General features: G+C 40.9%; 15 protein-coding genes. 10 read left to right on the top strand and 5 right to left on the bottom strand.

From position 1 onward, the window contains the following. The first annotated feature begins 101 nt into the window (after nucleotides 1–101). Nucleotides 102–2,639 carry a phenylacetic acid degradation bifunctional protein PaaZ gene (paaZ, locus tag ACJJVM_RS05295; RefSeq protein ID WP_405211018.1) on the top strand — a complete coding sequence of 846 codons (2,538 nt, stop codon included), beginning with the start codon at nucleotides 102–104 and terminating at the stop codon, nucleotides 2,637–2,639. A gap of 52 nt (nucleotides 2,640–2,691) precedes the next feature. Continuing rightward, nucleotides 2,692–3,444 carry an enoyl-CoA hydratase/isomerase family protein gene (locus ACJJVM_RS05290; protein ID WP_299147542.1) on the top strand — a complete coding sequence of 251 codons (753 nt, stop codon included), beginning with the start codon at nucleotides 2,692–2,694 and terminating at the stop codon, nucleotides 3,442–3,444. Nucleotides 3,445–3,460: 16 nt separating this feature from the next. Here ACJJVM_RS05290 and ACJJVM_RS05285 read toward each other — a convergent pair whose 3' ends face one another. Continuing rightward, complete coding sequence (locus ACJJVM_RS05285) at nucleotides 3,461–3,751, bottom strand: hypothetical protein (RefSeq protein ID WP_298353282.1); 291 nt, start codon at nucleotides 3,749–3,751, stop codon at nucleotides 3,461–3,463. A 91-nt stretch (nucleotides 3,752–3,842) separates the two neighbouring features. Between ACJJVM_RS05285 and ACJJVM_RS05280 the strand changes: the two genes are divergently transcribed. After that, nucleotides 3,843–4,442 (top strand): transferase hexapeptide repeat family protein, encoded by a 600-nt coding sequence (locus ACJJVM_RS05280; RefSeq protein ID WP_405211017.1) that lies wholly within the window; start codon nucleotides 3,843–3,845, stop codon nucleotides 4,440–4,442. Here ACJJVM_RS05280 and ACJJVM_RS05275 read toward each other — a convergent pair. Beyond that, nucleotides 4,439–4,909 (bottom strand): Lrp/AsnC family transcriptional regulator, encoded by a 471-nt coding sequence (locus ACJJVM_RS05275; RefSeq protein ID WP_035327315.1) that lies wholly within the window; start codon nucleotides 4,907–4,909, stop codon nucleotides 4,439–4,441. The genes ACJJVM_RS05280 and ACJJVM_RS05275 overlap by 4 nt on opposite strands. A 165-nt stretch (nucleotides 4,910–5,074) precedes the next feature. Here ACJJVM_RS05275 and ACJJVM_RS05270 point away from each other — a divergent pair, with 165 nt between their 5' ends. Genes ACJJVM_RS05270 through ACJJVM_RS05260 form a run of 3 tightly spaced genes read left to right on the top strand, consistent with a single transcriptional unit; the run spans nucleotide 5,075 to nucleotide 9,583 of the window. After that, the gene (locus ACJJVM_RS05270) at nucleotides 5,075–6,370 is read left to right on the top strand and encodes a dihydrolipoamide acetyltransferase family protein (RefSeq protein ID WP_405211016.1); all 1,296 of its coding nucleotides are present in this window, start codon (nucleotides 5,075–5,077) and stop codon (nucleotides 6,368–6,370) included. A gap of 49 nt (nucleotides 6,371–6,419) precedes the next feature. Beyond that, nucleotides 6,420–7,466, top strand: coding sequence for a branched-chain amino acid aminotransferase (locus ACJJVM_RS05265; RefSeq protein ID WP_298353291.1), 1,047 nt, complete (start codon nucleotides 6,420–6,422; stop codon nucleotides 7,464–7,466). Nucleotides 7,467–7,501: 35 nt separating this feature from the next. Beyond that, entirely contained in the window at nucleotides 7,502–9,583 is a 2,082-nt protein-coding gene (locus ACJJVM_RS05260) for a thiamine pyrophosphate-dependent enzyme (protein WP_405211015.1), read from the top strand. A gap of 71 nt (nucleotides 9,584–9,654) precedes the next feature. Here the strand turns inward: ACJJVM_RS05260 and ACJJVM_RS05255 are convergent, their stop codons facing one another. The 3 genes from ACJJVM_RS05255 to ACJJVM_RS05245 all read right to left on the bottom strand — a co-directional run bounded on the left by ACJJVM_RS05255 (nucleotide 9,655) and on the right by ACJJVM_RS05245 (nucleotide 12,507). Next, on the bottom strand, nucleotides 9,655–10,221 hold the full coding sequence (locus ACJJVM_RS05255) for a DUF4136 domain-containing protein (protein WP_038599275.1): 567 nt from the start codon (nucleotides 10,219–10,221) through the stop codon (nucleotides 9,655–9,657). A gap of 11 nt (nucleotides 10,222–10,232) precedes the next feature. Beyond that, on the bottom strand, nucleotides 10,233–12,218 hold the full coding sequence (locus ACJJVM_RS05250) for a urocanate hydratase (protein ID WP_405211014.1): 1,986 nt from the start codon (nucleotides 12,216–12,218) through the stop codon (nucleotides 10,233–10,235). 115 nt (nucleotides 12,219–12,333) lie between these two features. Beyond that, nucleotides 12,334–12,507: a DUF5522 domain-containing protein gene (locus ACJJVM_RS05245; protein WP_298353301.1), complete on the bottom strand. Its 174-nt coding sequence runs from the start codon at nucleotides 12,505–12,507 to the stop codon at nucleotides 12,334–12,336. Between the two features lie 117 nt (nucleotides 12,508–12,624). Between ACJJVM_RS05245 and ACJJVM_RS05240 the strand changes: the two genes are divergently transcribed. Genes ACJJVM_RS05240 through hemL form a run of 4 tightly spaced genes read left to right on the top strand, consistent with a single transcriptional unit; the run spans nucleotide 12,625 to nucleotide 16,046 of the window. Continuing rightward, the gene (locus ACJJVM_RS05240) at nucleotides 12,625–12,951 is read left to right on the top strand and encodes a hypothetical protein (RefSeq protein ID WP_405211013.1); all 327 of its coding nucleotides are present in this window, start codon (nucleotides 12,625–12,627) and stop codon (nucleotides 12,949–12,951) included. Nucleotides 12,952–12,955: 4 nt separating this feature from the next. Next, nucleotides 12,956–13,864 carry a 1-aminocyclopropane-1-carboxylate deaminase/D-cysteine desulfhydrase gene (locus tag ACJJVM_RS05235; protein WP_405211012.1) on the top strand — a complete coding sequence of 303 codons (909 nt, stop codon included), beginning with the start codon at nucleotides 12,956–12,958 and terminating at the stop codon, nucleotides 13,862–13,864. A gap of 4 nt (nucleotides 13,865–13,868) precedes the next feature. Next, nucleotides 13,869–14,702, top strand: a complete 834-nt coding sequence (locus tag ACJJVM_RS05230) for a glucosaminidase domain-containing protein (RefSeq protein WP_405211011.1) — start codon at nucleotides 13,869–13,871, stop codon at nucleotides 14,700–14,702. A gap of 57 nt (nucleotides 14,703–14,759) precedes the next feature. Then, a complete protein-coding gene (gene hemL, locus ACJJVM_RS05225) occupies nucleotides 14,760–16,046 on the top strand; it encodes a glutamate-1-semialdehyde 2,1-aminomutase (RefSeq protein ID WP_405211010.1) in 1,287 nt (428 codons plus the stop codon). Nucleotides 16,047–16,063: the final 17 nt, after the last annotated feature.

The following is a 16,063-nucleotide window of genomic DNA, read 5'->3' as shown; positions in this document are numbered from 1 at the left end:
CGATTGTAATACGAGGGTAGACCGCTTTCGCGAAAGCAAAAAAAAGAATAACATCGGCGCTGATATCGATTTCAGTTTCCGATTTCAAAAACGAGCGTTTTATGATTTTAGAATCTTATATAAATGGCCATTGGGTAAAAGGTGATGACAGCAATACACGTAATATGTATGACGCCATCACTGGAGATATAATAGGTCTCACAAGTACCGAAGGTTTAGATATTGCCAGTGCATTACAATTTGGACGTGATAATGGAAAGGCGTTACGAGATATGACCTTTCAGCAGCGTGGTAATATGATTAAAAAACTGGCGCTTTACCTTAACAAGCGCAAGGAGCAGTTTTATGAGATTAGTTACAAAACCGGAGCAACAAGAGCAGATAGCTGGGTAGATATAGAAGGAGGTTTTGGAAACCTCTTTGCAAATGCTAGCTTGCGTAAGCTCTTTCCAGATCAAAGCTATGCTGTAGAAGGTGATGCAATAGATTTATCAAGAGGTGGGCGTTTTATGGCGCACCATATTTTGGTTCCAAAAAAAGGTGTTGCGGTTCATATTAACGCTTTTAACTTCCCTGTATGGGGTATGTTAGAAAAATGTGCTGTAAACTGGATGGCAGGTATGCCAGCAGTTGTGTTACCAGCACCACAAACCGCTTTCTTAACAGAGGCTGTTGTGAGAGAGATTATAAACAGCGGTATATTACCTAAGGGGTCTTTACAATTACTCTCAGGTCTTACAACATCTATACTAGATACCGTAAATAGTCAAGACGTGGTAACCTTTACTGGAAGCGCGCATACTGGGAGAAAGTTAAAAGTACATCCTAGACTTACAGAAGAGAGTGTGCCTTTTACAATGGAGGCAGATAGTCTTAACGCATCAATACTTGGTCCAGACGCTGTACCGGGTACACCAGAGTTTGCTATTTTTATTAAGGAGGTACGTAAAGAGATTACGTCTAAGTGTGGTCAAAAATGTACGGCAATACGCCGTGTGATTGTACCAGAAAACTTGATGGAAGATGTGCAGATTGCTCTAGGCAAACAGCTAGAACGCACGGTTATAGGAGATCCAAAATTGCGTGAGGTAAGAATGGGAGCCCTCATTAATAATGACCAGCGTGATGCTATAAAAACGCAAATTGCCAAAATAGCCCAAACAGCAGATATGGTGTATGGATCTACAGATACCATAGAGGCGATGGGTGCAGACGGAGCAAAGGGTGCTTTTATGAGCCCTATTGTGATGCGTGAAAATAATCCGTTTAAAAATACGCAGGTGCACGAGATTGAAGCCTTTGGCCCTGTAACGACACTTATGCCATATAACGGTGTGGAGGAAGCTATAGAACTCGCCCAGATGGGTAGGGGGTCTCTTGTGAGTAGCGTGGTTACTGCAGATGACGCTTTCGCGAAAGCGTACACCATAGAAGCAGCATCACACCACGGAAGAATATTAACACTTAACCGCGACAGTGCGCCACAAAGTACGGGTCACGGCTCACCATTACCATTACTGGTACACGGAGGTCCAGGTCGTGCCGGTGGAGGTGAAGAGATGGGAGGAATACGTGGTATAAAACATTATATGCAACGTTGTGCCGTGCAGGGAAGCCCTACAAGCCTTACGGAAATTACAGGTATCTACCAGCCTAATGGAGATTACAAGGAGGCAGAACAGCATCCTTTTGCATACCATTATGAAGATATTAAACCAGGGATGAGTTTAAAAACTCATAAGCGTACGATTACTGATAATGATATACAGAATTTTGCAAACCTTACCTGGGATCACTTTTATGCACATACTGATATTACAAGTTTAGATGGAAGTATCTTTGAGAAAAGAACAGCGCACGGTTACTTTATTATTTCGGCTGCTGCAGGATTATTTGTGTATCCTAATAAAGGTCCGGTGAGTGCAAACTATGGGCTTGAAGATATTCGCTTCTTGAGACCGTTATATCACAATGATACCATCTATGTGCGCCTTACCTGTAAGGAAAAGCGTGAGAGAGATGTGAGCGGTAGGGAGCACCCTAGCGGTATTGTAAAATGGTATGTTGAGGTGTTTGACGCAGAGCCAGTAGATTATGAAAATGGAAAGACAGATGAAGAGGCAGAGGCGCTAGTAGCAGTGGCGACCATCCTTACAATGGTAGAAAAGAAACAAACTACCTTTGTTGAGATGACAGAGAGTCGCATTGATACTTGTCTCTCAAAACTTAATGAAGATACAAAGCCAGTCTGGGGAACAATGACGCCACAACAAATGGTAGAGCACCTTGAGTTAACCTACCGTATAGCCGCTGGTGAAATACAAGATTTTGAGGTGGCCACACCAGATAAAGTACTTGACAAGGTGGCTGCGACACTCTGGGATTATAATAAAATGCCTAGAGATTACAACTTCCCGCTATATGAAGCAGGAATTCAACCGGCTTTACAACACAAAGACCTAGATGAAGCAAAAAAAGCGATGCTAGACGCAAGAAAGGCATATCTAGATTTTTACAAGAAGAATAAAAAGGCCACGACTAACAATGCAGTCTTTGGCGAGCTTAACAAATATGAGTGGTACTTAATGGAGCGCAAGCACCTTAATCACCACTTTGAACAATTTAACCTTATAGATTAATAAACGTATTGCCTGTGATTTTTACAAGCAACGATAATAGTAATTTTACAATATGAGTGATCCACACGTAAAAGAACATATAGAAAACGGAATTTCAACGATTGAGTTTTTTCACCCAGCGCATAATAGTTTACCAGGTGATATACTTGCAAAACTAGCCTTGACTATAAAAGAAGCTGGTGAAAATGATGACGTAAAAGTAATTGTACTTAAATCTGGAGGTGACCGTACTTTTTGTGCAGGAGCAAGTTTTAAGGAGCTTATAAGTATTAACGATAAAGAGACGGGACGTGTGTTTTTCTCGGGCTTTGCAAATGTGATTAATGCAATGCGCAAGTGTCCTAAGTTTATTATAGGTCGCGTGCAAGGTAAAACTGTAGGTGGCGGCGTAGGTGTTGCTAGTGCTACAGACTACTGTATGGCTAGTAAATTTGCCAGTATAAAACTGAGCGAACTAAACATAGGGATAGGCCCTTTTGTGGTAGGTCCAGCTGTAGAGCGTAAATTAGGGCTTACAGGGATGTCTCAAATCGCTATCGATGCAAATACTTTTTATGATGCAGAGTGGGCAAGGCAAAAAGGGTTATATGCACACGTTTATGATAGTACAGAAGAGCTAGATGCTGCCGTACAAACCACTGCCGAAAATCTGTGCAAGTATAATCCAGAGGCAATGCGTGAGATGAAAAAGATGATGTGGGCTGGTACAGAGCACTGGGATGAGCTACTTGCAGAGCGTGCTGCTATATCTGGAAAACTCGTATTATCAGACTTTACAAAAGAAACCCTCAAACGCTTTAAATAAGCGTTTGAGGATTATATTACTCTACGCGCTCTATACTATGTATAGGGATGAGTGTTCCTTTTTTAAGTATGACATCCTTCTGGGTAACACCCCAAATGGTTGTGTTTACTTTTATAAGACGGTTTAATGAATCTCTAAAGTATATGGAGACTTTGTTTTTAAAGAGATTGCCTAAGCGCATAGCTCTAATAAGTGCTAGCGATCTTTTACGTTTTTCGGTCTCGTTATTTATTACTTCTTTATTTGCAAATCGTAATAAGTGAATCCTTTCTTTTGTAGTGTTATATATGCTTGTTTCTCCTTTCATAATCCTTCTCGTTTTTAAATACGTCGTATTTTTATCTTAAAGCTAACAACTCTTTCTATTTTAGAGTTCCATTTTAAAACAACTTTAGCATATGGTCTATTCATTTAAAGGACACATTCCCGTGGTTCACGAGTCTAGTTTTGTGCATCCGCTGGCTGCGGTTACTGGTAATGTAATTATTGGTAAAAATTGCTACATAGGTCCTGGAGCAGCAATACGTGGTGATTGGGGTGAGATCATTCTTGAAGATGGTGTAAACGTACAAGAAAACTGTACCGTACATATGTTTCCAGGTAAGAGTATACGCTTTCGCGAAAGCGCACATATAGGTCACGGAGCCGTCATACACGGAGCAAACTTAGGGCGTAACTGCTTGATAGGGATGAATAGCGTGATTATGGATGATGCCGTTATAGGTGATGAATGTATAGTAGGTGCAATGGCATTTGTAAAAGCCGAAAGTGTTTTTGAATCTCGCCAGCTCATCGTAGGAAATCCTGCAAAGGCTATTAAAGAGGTTACAGATCAAATGATAGCTTGGAAAACTGCAGGAACAAGGTTATACCAGCAGTTACCTGCAGACTGTCACGAGAGCTTAAGAGAGGTGGAGCCTTTACTAGAGATACCCCTAGACAGACCAGAGCAAGAAGATTTTTATAAAACGCTGCAAGACTTTAGAAAAGAAAACTAAAACAAGGAGCTCAAGTCTAGCCTATTAGTTTCCTTACTACTGGATAGTACAATGTGACTTTGTAAATTACCTATGTATGGGAGCAGGGTAAGCTTTGTGATGATAAAGCGCTCATAGGCTTCTATATCTTCAACCACAAGTTTGAGTAGGTAGTCAAAACCTCCACTCACACGGTGACATTCTATTACTTCTGGAAAGCCGTTTATCTCATTAACAAATTTCTCTAGGTAGCTACGCGTATGTCCTTGCAGCGATATAGCGATAAAGACGGTTTGTTTAAGCCCAACTTTTTTTGCATTTATACGAGCAGAGTAGCCATCTATCAATCCTTCTTTTTCTAACTTTTTAATACGTTCAAAAATGGGCGTTGTAGACTTACCTAGCTTTTCTGCCAGGGCTTTTACCGTTTGGTTAGAATCCTCTTGTAGTAATATGAGTAATTGCTGGTCTGTAGCATCTAGTCGCATAATAAATCACTTTATTTAGACTGTAAAGATGAGCTATTTAGAATAAAAAAACAATTAATAAGATAAGATAGTGGTTTATTCTATTATGAAAGTATAAGGTAGATTTTATAAATAAAATTAGCTTATTCTGTAGTAATTTGTATGGATATAGAAATACCTATACTTATGAGCGCTACATCTTTATTAATGCCCAAAATGGGAGAGTCTATCACAGAGGGAACCATCATAAACTGGCTTGTTGCCGAGGGTGAATCTTTTGAAGAAGGTGATATCCTTGTAGAGATTGCTACAGATAAAGTAGATAACGAGGTGCCTGCTACCAGCGCAGGAGTGATGCAAAAGCACCTTTATGATGCAAATGCCGTTGTTGCTGTAGGCGAGCCTATCGCAACCTATCTAGCACAAGGAGGAGATGCAGAAAAAGCTATCAACCCTTCAGAAAAGAAAGAAGCGCAGCCTACTAAAGCGCAAGCACCAAAAAAACAAGCAAAACCAAAAGTAGCACCAGCTAGAAGAGCAATTGTCTCAAACGAGAATGTTTTTGTGAGTCCGCTTATAGATAGTATTGCGCGCAAGCATCATATATCTTATGAAGAAATCGCTAGAATACCTGGTACGGGTACTAAAGGCAGATTAAGAAAGAAAGATATAATGCAATATATAGATGATGGTAGACCATTTCAATTTGCACAGCCAGTAGCTCAACCAGATCCAGATGCTTATAAAATACCAAATCTCAAACTCGATAAGGGTAAAGGTAAAATAGTAGAGATGGACCGTATGCGCCAGATGATTGCAGATCATATGGTCTACAGTAAGCATACCAGCCCGCACGTGACCGCATATGTAGAGGCAGATTTAACAGAGATGGTACAATGGCGCAACGATAATAAGGTTGCCTTTCAAGAAAAACACGGTGAGCGTCTTACGTTTACACCTCTTTTTGTAGAAGCCGTAGCAAAAGCCGTCGAAGAGTTCCCAATGATAAACGTATCTGTAGATGGTAAAAATATCATTGTCAAAGAAGATATAAATATAGGGATGGCGACTGCATTACCCTCTGGAAACTTAATTGTACCAGTAGTAAAAAATGCAAATCAAAAAAACCTTGTAGAAATCGCAGCAGAGGTAAACAGACTTTCGTCACTAGCTAGAGAAAATAAACTAGGAGGTGATGATGTAAAAGGGAGCACCTTTACCATAAGTAATGTAGGGACCTTTGGGAGCGTGATGGGAACACCTATTATAAACCAGCCAGAGGCGGCCATTCTTGCCACAGGGATTATTAAGAAAAGAGCTGAGGTAATGGAACGCCCAGAAGGCGACACCATAGAGATACGCCAGATGATGTACCTGTCTCTAAGTTTTGACCACCGTATAGTAGATGGTTATCTGGGCGGGAGTTTCTTGCGTAAAATAGCAGACCATCTCGAGCAGTTTGATACCACTAGAGCATTATAAAAACCAACCAGCACACCACTGCATAACGCGGCGGTAAAAACCTATTGCTATGAAAATAGAAGTCACAAAAACAACAAATTCTAAACTAGCGAGTATAGATTTTGATAACATCCCACTAGGAAGAACCTTTACAGATCATATGTTTATCTGTGATTATGAAGATGGTAAGTGGCAAAACCCCCGTGTAGAGCCTTTAGCAATGATACCTACACACCCAGCAGCAATGGCGCTTCATTATGGTCAAGCAATTTTTGAAGGGATGAAGAGTACGCTTTCGCGAAAGCGTGAACCCCTACTTTTTAGACCATATGAAAATGCTGCCCGTCTTAACGCGAGTGCAGAGCGTATGGGGATGCCGGCATTTCCAGAAGATCTTTTTGTAGACGGTTTAAAAGCGCTAGTTAGTATGGAGCAAGACTGGATTCCGCCGGTAGATGGTAGTGCATTATACTTAAGACCATTTATGTATGCAGATGAACCTTTTATAGGGATGCGCGCAGCCACTAGTTATAAGTTTATCATCATAGGCTCACCAGCAGGACCATTTTTTACAAAGCCTGTAAAGCTTTGGGCAGAAAAGCATTATATACGTGCTGCCAGTGGAGGAACTGGAGAGGCAAAAGCCGCAGGAAATTATGCTGCCGCCATACGCCCTACAGAGATTGCAAAGTCTAAAGGGTATGATCAAGTGCTATGGCTAGATGCACAAGAGCACGCCTATATACAAGAGGTAGGTACAATGAATATTTTCTTTAAAGTAGATGGCAACTTTATAACGCCTACGCTAGACGGGTCTGTGCTGCACGGTATCACTCGTAAAAGTGTGATAGATGTTTTAAAGCACAAAGGCTATACGGTTACAGAGCGTAAAATATCGATACAAGAAATAAAAGAAGCTGCAGCACAAGGAACGCTTGAAGAAGCTTTTGGTACAGGTACTGCAGTAGGTATTGCTCATATACAAGAAATAGGTTGGGGTGATGATGTAATACCTGTTTCTACAGAGTTCCCTGTAGGTAAGGCGGTAAATGATATGCTTAACGATATCAAAACAGGAGGCGAAGACCCTTTTAACTGGATGACACCGGTACTTTAATAATAGTTTACTACAGCACATTAATACATTGTAAGATGAATAAAGAGGTATTAAAAAAAGCATTTCATAACGTAAGTACGGCGAAAGCACTCACAGAGTTATATGAAGAAAATTTTAAGGTGGTATCAAAGTATGTACACGCTACAAGCCGTGGTCACGAGGTGATACAAACCGCTATAGGGATGCAGTTGCAACCGCAAGATTATGCTTTTCCTTACTACAGAGATGATAGTATGCTTCTTGCCATAGGGATGAAGCCTTATGAGTTAATGTTACAAGTGCTAGCAAAAAAGGATGATCCATTTTCGGCGGGGCGTACGTATTACTCACACCCAAGTTTACGAGATGATGATAAGCCTAAAATACCACACCAGAGTAGTGCTACAGGTATGCAAGCCATACCAGCAACGGGTGTTGCAATGGGTTTTTATTATAAAGAAGGACTGTCTGAAAAACTGTCGACTGCGCTCAATGAGACAGAAAGTGCAATTTCCAGCACAGAAGCCCCTTTTGTAGTTTGCTCACTAGGAGATGCATCTGTGACTGAGGGTGAAATCGCCGAAGCATTCCAGATGGCAGCGCTCAAGCAGTTACCTATCTTATATTTAGTGCAAGATAACGGCTGGGACATTTCTGCAAATGCTGCCGAGACTCGTGCTCAAAATGCATTTGAGTACGCACAAGGTTTTCACGGTCTTGAGGCAGTAACTATAGACGGGACAGATTTTAAAGAGAGTTACACGACGCTCGAGAAGGTCATTAAGACCATCAGGACAGAGCGTAGACCATTTTTAGTACACGCAAAAGTTCCCCTGCTTAATCACCATACCTCTGGTGTGCGTATGGAGTGGTACAGAGATGATTTAGAAGAGGCACAAAGCCGCGACCCGTATCCAAAAATGATTGAGCTACTACTCAATAATGGATTTGATAAAAAAGAGATTGAGGATATGACCGCTTTCGCGAAAGCGGAAGTCCAAAAAGATTTTGACAAAGCACAACAAGCCGAAGATCCAGTTCCAGCAGATTTATTTACACACGACTTTGCTCCCACACCAATCACCGAAGAGCGTGGCGAGCGCTCTCCAAAGGATGGAGAAAAGGTAGTGATGGTAGACTGTGCATTGTTTGCCGTAGAGGAGCTTATGCGTAAACATCCAGAATGCTTGATGTATGGTCAAGATGTAGGAGGTAGACTGGGAGGTGTTTTTAGAGAAGCGGCGACACTTGCTCAAAAATTTGGTGATAACCGTGTTTTTAATACACCTATACAAGAAGCTTTTATCGTAGGGTCTACAGTAGGGATGAGCGCCGTAGGGCTCAAGCCTATCGTAGAAGTTCAATTTGCAGATTATATATGGCCGGGCCTCAATCAACTATTTACAGAGGTGTCTCGATCGTGTTACTTGAGTAATGGTAAATGGCCAGTCTCAATGATTTTGAGAGTACCTATAGGAGCTTATGGTTCTGGAGGGCCGTATCACTCATCTTCTGTTGAGAGTGTGGTGACTAATATACGTGGTCTCAAAATTGCATATCCTTCTAATGGAGCAGACCTTAAAGGACTTCTTAAGGCGGCTTACTATGATCCTAACCCAGTTGTGATTTTTGAGCACAAAGGGCTATACTGGTCTAAGGTAAAAGGAACGCAAGGCGCTACATCTGTAATGCCAGATGAAGATTATGTACTTCCTTTTGGGAAAGCAAATGTGCTGCAAGAAATTTGGAAGCAAGAAGATGAAGAAACAATTTCTATCATCACTTACGGTATGGGTGTGCACTGGGCTATGAATGCTAGTGCAGAGCTAGGGCTGCAAGATAGCGTTGAGGTGGTAGATTTAAGAACATTACATCCACTAGATTATGAGACGGTATTTAAGTCTGTAAAAAAATGTGGCAAGTGTCTTGTTATAACAGAAGAGCCTTCTAATAATGGCTTTAGCAGAGGACTGCAAGGAAGTATACAAGAAGAATGTTTTCAATATCTAGATGCGCCAGTAATGCTCATAGGATCTGAAAATATGCCAGCAATACCGCTCAATTGTGTGTTAGAACAAACGATGATACCTAGTACTGAGAAGGTAAAGAAAAAGATAGAAGAGTTAATTGCTTACTAGGACGCCTAGCGTGAGTAATAAAAAAAGCACCCATCTGGGTGCTTTTTTTATTGTTACTATTAAACTATGGATTAGTTACCCGCTACTTGTGGAGGGTATACTTCCATAATTTCTTGTACGATGAGGTTAATACGCTCCTCACGTTTGTTTACATCTCCAGATACGAGTGGTGCTGTACCTTGCCCTTGCCATATAAGTTGTTTCTTATTTGCATCTATAAGGTCTATGTACAATGTTCCTTGTGTAGTTCTTGAGACGGTATTGCTATTAAAGCCGTTATTCCATCCCCAAGGGCCGCCCCAGAAGCCGCCTCCCCAGCCCCAACCGCCGTTGAAGCCAAAGTTGTTTTGATATACATCCACACGCTCTTTTGCTTTTGTAAAGATGCTTACAAGCACAGCTGGGTTGCTAGATTTTGTAAAACCTTTTGCGAGCATTTGTGCCTCTACGGCGCGTAGCACACGTTTTTTATCAAGATCAGATATCTCTGCTTTATCTATACCTGGCTTGTAGAAGGCAAATGTTTTGTAATCACTAAAGTTTGTGTCTTTGTCGTAGTCTGATGCTACGCGCACAGTGCTACAAGAAGCCAGTAATAATACGGCTCCTAGTAAGGGTAAAAGTCTTAATGCTTTCATAGTAGTTTTTTTTAAATGTTATTAAATAAATCTTCTTCTACAATATTTGGTATGGTGACCTTAAGATTTGGTTCGATTTCCATTGCTCTTTTTATGGCAAAAACAGCACCTTCATTACGAGCCCAACTTCTTCTTGCAATTCCGTTGTTTACATCCCAGAAAAGCATTGATTGTAAGCGTCTTTCGGCTTCCTTACTACCATCAATTACCATACCAAAACCACCATTTACAACTTCTCCCCAGCCTACACCACCACCATTGTGAATACTCACCCAGGTAGCTCCTCTAAAGCTATCACCTATTACATTGTGAATTGCCATATCTGCCGTAAAGCGACTGCCGTCATAGATATTACTCGTCTCGCGGTACGGAGAGTCTGTACCAGATACATCGTGATGATCACGACCTAATATAACTAATCCTATCTCGTTGCGAGCAATAGCATCGTTAAAGGCTTGTGCAATTTTTGCACGTCCCTCTGCGTCTGCATACAGTATACGTGCTTGTGAGCCTACTACGAGCTTGTTTTGTTGTGCACCTTGTATCCAGGTGATGTTATCTTGTAATTGCTGTTGTATTTCTGCTGGAGCATTTACTGCTAGTTCTTCCAGAACAGCGCAGGCTATAGCATCAGTTTTTGCAAGGTCTTCTTCCTTTCCAGAAGCGCAAACCCACCTAAAGGGGCCAAAACCGTAATCAAAACACATAGGTCCCATTATGTCTTGTACATAGCTGGGGTATTTAAAGTCAATGCCATTTTCGGCGAGTACATCTGCTCCTGCACGGCTGGATTCTAGTAAAAAAGCATTTCCGTAATCAAAAAAGTAGGTGCCCTTTGCGGTGTGTGCATTTACTGCTGCGGCGTGACGACAAAGGGTGGTTTTTACGCTTTCGCGAAAGCGCTCTACATCATTTGCCATCATATCATTTGCCTCCTCAACAGTGTATCCCATAGGGTAGTAACCACCAGCCCAAGGATTATGTAAAGAGGTCTGATCGCTACCTATATCAATCTTTATATTGTGCTCATTAAAGGCCTCCCATACTTCTACCACATTACCGTGATATGCGATGGAGACCGTCTCCTTATCAAGTTGTGCCTGCTGTACACGGGTAACGAGAGCTGTTGTGTTATCAATTATTTCATCTACCCATCCTTGTGAGTGCCTAGTGTGTACCGCTTTTTTATTTACTTCTGCACATATGGTGATACAGCCTGCAATATTACCAGCCTTAGGTTGTGCCCCAGACATACCGCCTAGTCCAGAAGTGACAAAAATACCTCCCTTGGGTGATTTGCCTATTTTTCTAAAAGCGTTAAGAACAGTAATTGTGGTGCCGTGTACAATGCCTTGAGGACCTATGTACATATAACTGCCAGCCGTCATCTGGCCGTACTGGGTGACACCTAGTGCGTTGTATTTTTCCCAGTCGTCTGGTGTGCTGTAGTTAGGAATCATCATTCCGTTTGTGACAACTACTCTAGGTGCTTCTTTGTGAGATGGGAACAAGCCCATAGGGTGACCAGAGTACATAACCAGCGTTTGCTCATCTGTCATCTGAGCGAGGTATTGCATCGTGAGGCGATACTGAGCCCAGTTTGAAAAAACTGCTCCATTACCACCATAAGTGATAAGCTCTAGCGGGTGCTGTGCCACAGCGTGATCTAGATTGTTTTGAATCATAAGCATAATAGCTGCCGCTTGCTTAGATTGAGCCGGATATTCTTCTATAGGTCTCGCATATATCTTATATTCTGGCGCAAAACGATACATATAAATGCGGCCATACGTTTCTAGTTCATTTTTGAATTCAGGTAATAGTGTTGCGTGATGCTGGGGTTCAAAATAGCGCAGGGCGTTTTGAAGTGCTAGTTTCTCTTCACTAGGAGAGAGTATCTTTTTTCTTTTTGGGGCGTGGTTTATAGCTGGGTCATATTCCTTTTGTGTAGGAAGTACTGCAGGAATCCCTTCAAGTATTTGTTGTTGAAATGTCATAAGTAGTGATATTAAGTAAGTACTAGTTTAAAAACTCTTACTCACACACTATGGATAACGTATATCTACTCTATGGTAGCTTCTATAAACACACTTACGATATAAGAGTAGCAGTCTATCCATTTTGAGTATTTGTCTTTTTACTATAGCCATAAGGGCAATGACGGCAGCCACTCTCACAACAGTATCCTCTTTTGAGATGATACTGTTCTGTAAAACATCTATAGCCTTCTGGCGTTAAGTAATAGTCGCCGTCTTCTATAGGGATATGTTTTTTTAAGTAAGACATATACAAAGATAAGGATACGGCACAAACTTTGAATACTGCTTAACCTGTTAACAATGCGGTAGATAAATATATGGCCGGCGTTGTTTTTTAAAAAAGATATTAAAGTACTTTTGACTTATGTTTTTTGTTGTAAATAAATACTTGTTGCGCAGGCGCTTTGTGGGAGTTACACTCTGGCCATTTATTGTGATGCGCACATCAGATCTCAAAAAGGATGAGGTATTTATTAATCACGAAAAAATACACATAAGACAGCAAGCCGAGATGCTGGTGATTCCTTTCTTTATATGGTATGCAATAGAGTACCTATATAGGCTTATACAGTATAGAGATAATTATGTGGCATATCTTAATATAAGTTTTGAGCGAGAGGCTTATGCTCGTGAGTGTGAAATTAATTATCTTAGAGAACGCCCGTTCTGGAGCTTTATAGCCTATTTATAAACTTGTGAATTTTACTTCAAAAAATCAATTTGTCTTTGAGCAAAATGGCTGTACGCTTTACATAAAACGTGAGGACGAGTTACACCCCACCGTTTCTGGTAATAAGTTTAGAAAACTTAAGTATAACCTACTTCAAGCCAGAGCACTTGGTCACGATACATTGCTCACCTTTGGTGGTGCATACTCAAATCATATTGCTGCTACCGCGGCGGCGGGTAAACTAGAAGGGTTTAAAACCGTAGGTGTTATAAGAGGTGAGGAGTTGGGCCGTGATCTTAAAAAAACACTAGCTCAAAACCCTACGCTTGCATTTGCTCACTCTTGTGGGATGGAATTTTATTTTGTTACTAGGGCTGAGTATAAGGAGAAAGATAAATTACGCTTTCGCGAAAGCGTAAAAAAAACCTTTAATAACCCATTTATTATACCCGAAGGAGGCACAAATGCGCTTGCAATAAAAGGGTGTGAAGAGATTCTAACTACAGAGGATAGTCAGTTTGATTATATAAGTTGCCCTATAGGAACGGCAGGTACGATATCTGGTATCATAAATAGTGCGGGTAAACATCAAAAGGTACTAGGCTTTCCCGCGCTAAAAGGAGATTGGGTTCGTGATGAAGTAGCACAATATGTGGATAGTGAGCAATGGGAAATCATAGCCGACTATCATTGTGGAGGATATGCAAAAGTAAATAGAGAGTTAATCACTTTTATAAATGATTTTAAGGAAGCATACGGGATTCCGCTTGATCCTGTGTATACGGGTAAGATGCTTTTTGGGCTTTCAGACTTGATGAATCGTGGGTATTTCCCAGAGAATTCTCGTATTTTAGCCATTCATACGGGAGGTTTACAGGGCATCTCGGGTATGAATACTCGACTTGCAAAAAAGGGACTCCCACTCATACAATAGATTTATGTTAAAAAGAATATTAGTCGTTCTAGTAATAGGATTGCTCTCAGTAGGTTGTGGGGGTTCAAAAAAAGCAACACGTAGTACAAAACGTGTAAAAAAGACACGTACTGTTGTAAGAACAAATTCTGAGCTCGACGTAGAGGAAGCTGCAACACCAGATGATAATCTTGATAATGGTGTAAATCCTGTACCAAAAGGCGGAGTAGATGGTTATATAGAGCAATATGCTGCCATAGCAAAAGAAGAGATGGAGCTTTACGGCATACCAGCCTCTATCACACTGGCACAAGGAATTCTAGAGTCTGGAGCAGGAAAAGGAGAGCTTGTGCAAAAGGCAAATAATCATTTTGGTATAAAATGTCACGACTGGAAAGGTCAAAAAGTATATCACGATGACGATACACAAGGCGAGTGTTTTAGAAAATATAGCTTACCAAAATTCTCATATAGAGATCACTCTTTATTCTTAACTGGACGCAAGCGATACACAGACCTTTTTAAACTCCCAAAAGACGATTATGAAGGGTGGGCAAAAGGACTACGTAGAGCAGGATATGCTACAGATAAAAAGTATCCTCAAAAATTAATAAGTCTCATAGAACGTTATAAACTTTATACCTATGATGGTGAAGTGCTAGGTAAAGCTGTAGAAGATTATGATAAGGTTACAGATAATAACAACCAGCATACAGTTAGAAAGGGAGAAACACTTTTTCGACTAGCAAAGAAGTATAAAGTTACCGTAGATGACCTTAAGAAATGGAATGGTATCGATGGCGATAACATCTTTGAAGGACAGGTGATATACATCAAGCCTTTTGATAGAGGTTACTAGATAATTGTCACAAACGTAGAATAAAGAAACACTCTAGCGGAGTGAAACATACAGCATATGATTTATAAAAGAAGTAGTGAGTTATTTGTAGCGGCTCAAAAAGTAATACCAGGTGGAGTAAACAGCCCAGTAAGAGCTTTTAAATCTGTAGGTGGTGACCCTGTTTTTATAAAAGAAGCAAAAGGAGCTTATTTATATGACGAAGATGGTCGCAAGCTTATAGACTATATCGCATCTTGGGGGCCTATGATACTAGGTCACGCACATAAGCCTGTGGTAGATGCCGTAGTACAAAAAGCTCAAAAAGGAACCTCTTTTGGAATGCCTACAGAGATAGAGACAAAAATAGCAGAGCTTGCTATCTCAATGGTGCCAGGGATAGATAAAATACGATTTGTAAATAGTGGTACAGAGGCTTGTATGAGTGCTGTACGACTTGCTAGAGGATTTTCTGGAAGAGAGAAAATTATAAAATTTGCAGGTTGCTATCACGGTCACTCTGACTCGTTTTTAATACAAGCAGGTAGTGGGGCAGTGACTTTTGGGTCTCCTAATAGTCCGGGAGTAACTACCGGTACGGCAAAAGATACTTTACTAGCAGACTATAATAATCTTGATCAAGTAAAAGCGCTTTTTGCAGCAAACCCTGGAGAGATTGCGGCCATTATCATAGAGCCTGTTGCAGGTAATATGGGGTGCATACTCCCAGCCGAAGGTTTCTTACAAGGACTTCGTGAGCTATGTGATGAAAATGGTGCCTTACTTATATTTGATGAGGTGATGACAGGTTTTCGTCTTGCAAAAGGAGGTGTTCAAGAACTTATGGATGTAAGAGCAGATATTGTAACCTTTGGAAAAGTAATAGGAGGTGGTCTACCTGTAGGAGCATTTGCAGCTCGAGCAGAGATTATGAGTCACCTCGCACCAGAAGGGCCAGTTTACCAAGCCGGTACACTTAGTGGTAACCCGCTAGCGATGGCAGCAGGTCTTGCAATGCTTACAGAACTTAATGAGAACCCAGAAGTATTTACAAGCCTTAAAGACAAGACCGAGTACCTACATAAAGGTATAGAACAGGCACTTACAGAAAGCGGTGTAACATTTACAATAAATAGACTAGGGTCTATGATCTCTGTGCACTTTGCAAAAGAGACTGTAGTAGATTTTAAAACAGCGGCCGCTGGGGATAATGATACCTTTAAAAAATTCTTTCACGGTTTACTTGCAGAGGGTATTTATATAGCACCTAGTGCGTATGAGAGCTGGTTTTTAAACGATGCACTGTCTTATCAAGATCTTGATGATACAATTGCTGCTGTAGCAAAGGTGAGTAAAACCTTATAAGTTTACATAAAAAAGAA

The organism is Dokdonia sp. Asnod2-E02, from assembly GCF_045063915.1.
Taxonomy (GTDB): domain Bacteria; phylum Bacteroidota; class Bacteroidia; order Flavobacteriales; family Flavobacteriaceae; genus Dokdonia.
This window is presented reverse-complemented; position numbering and strand designations above follow the sequence as displayed.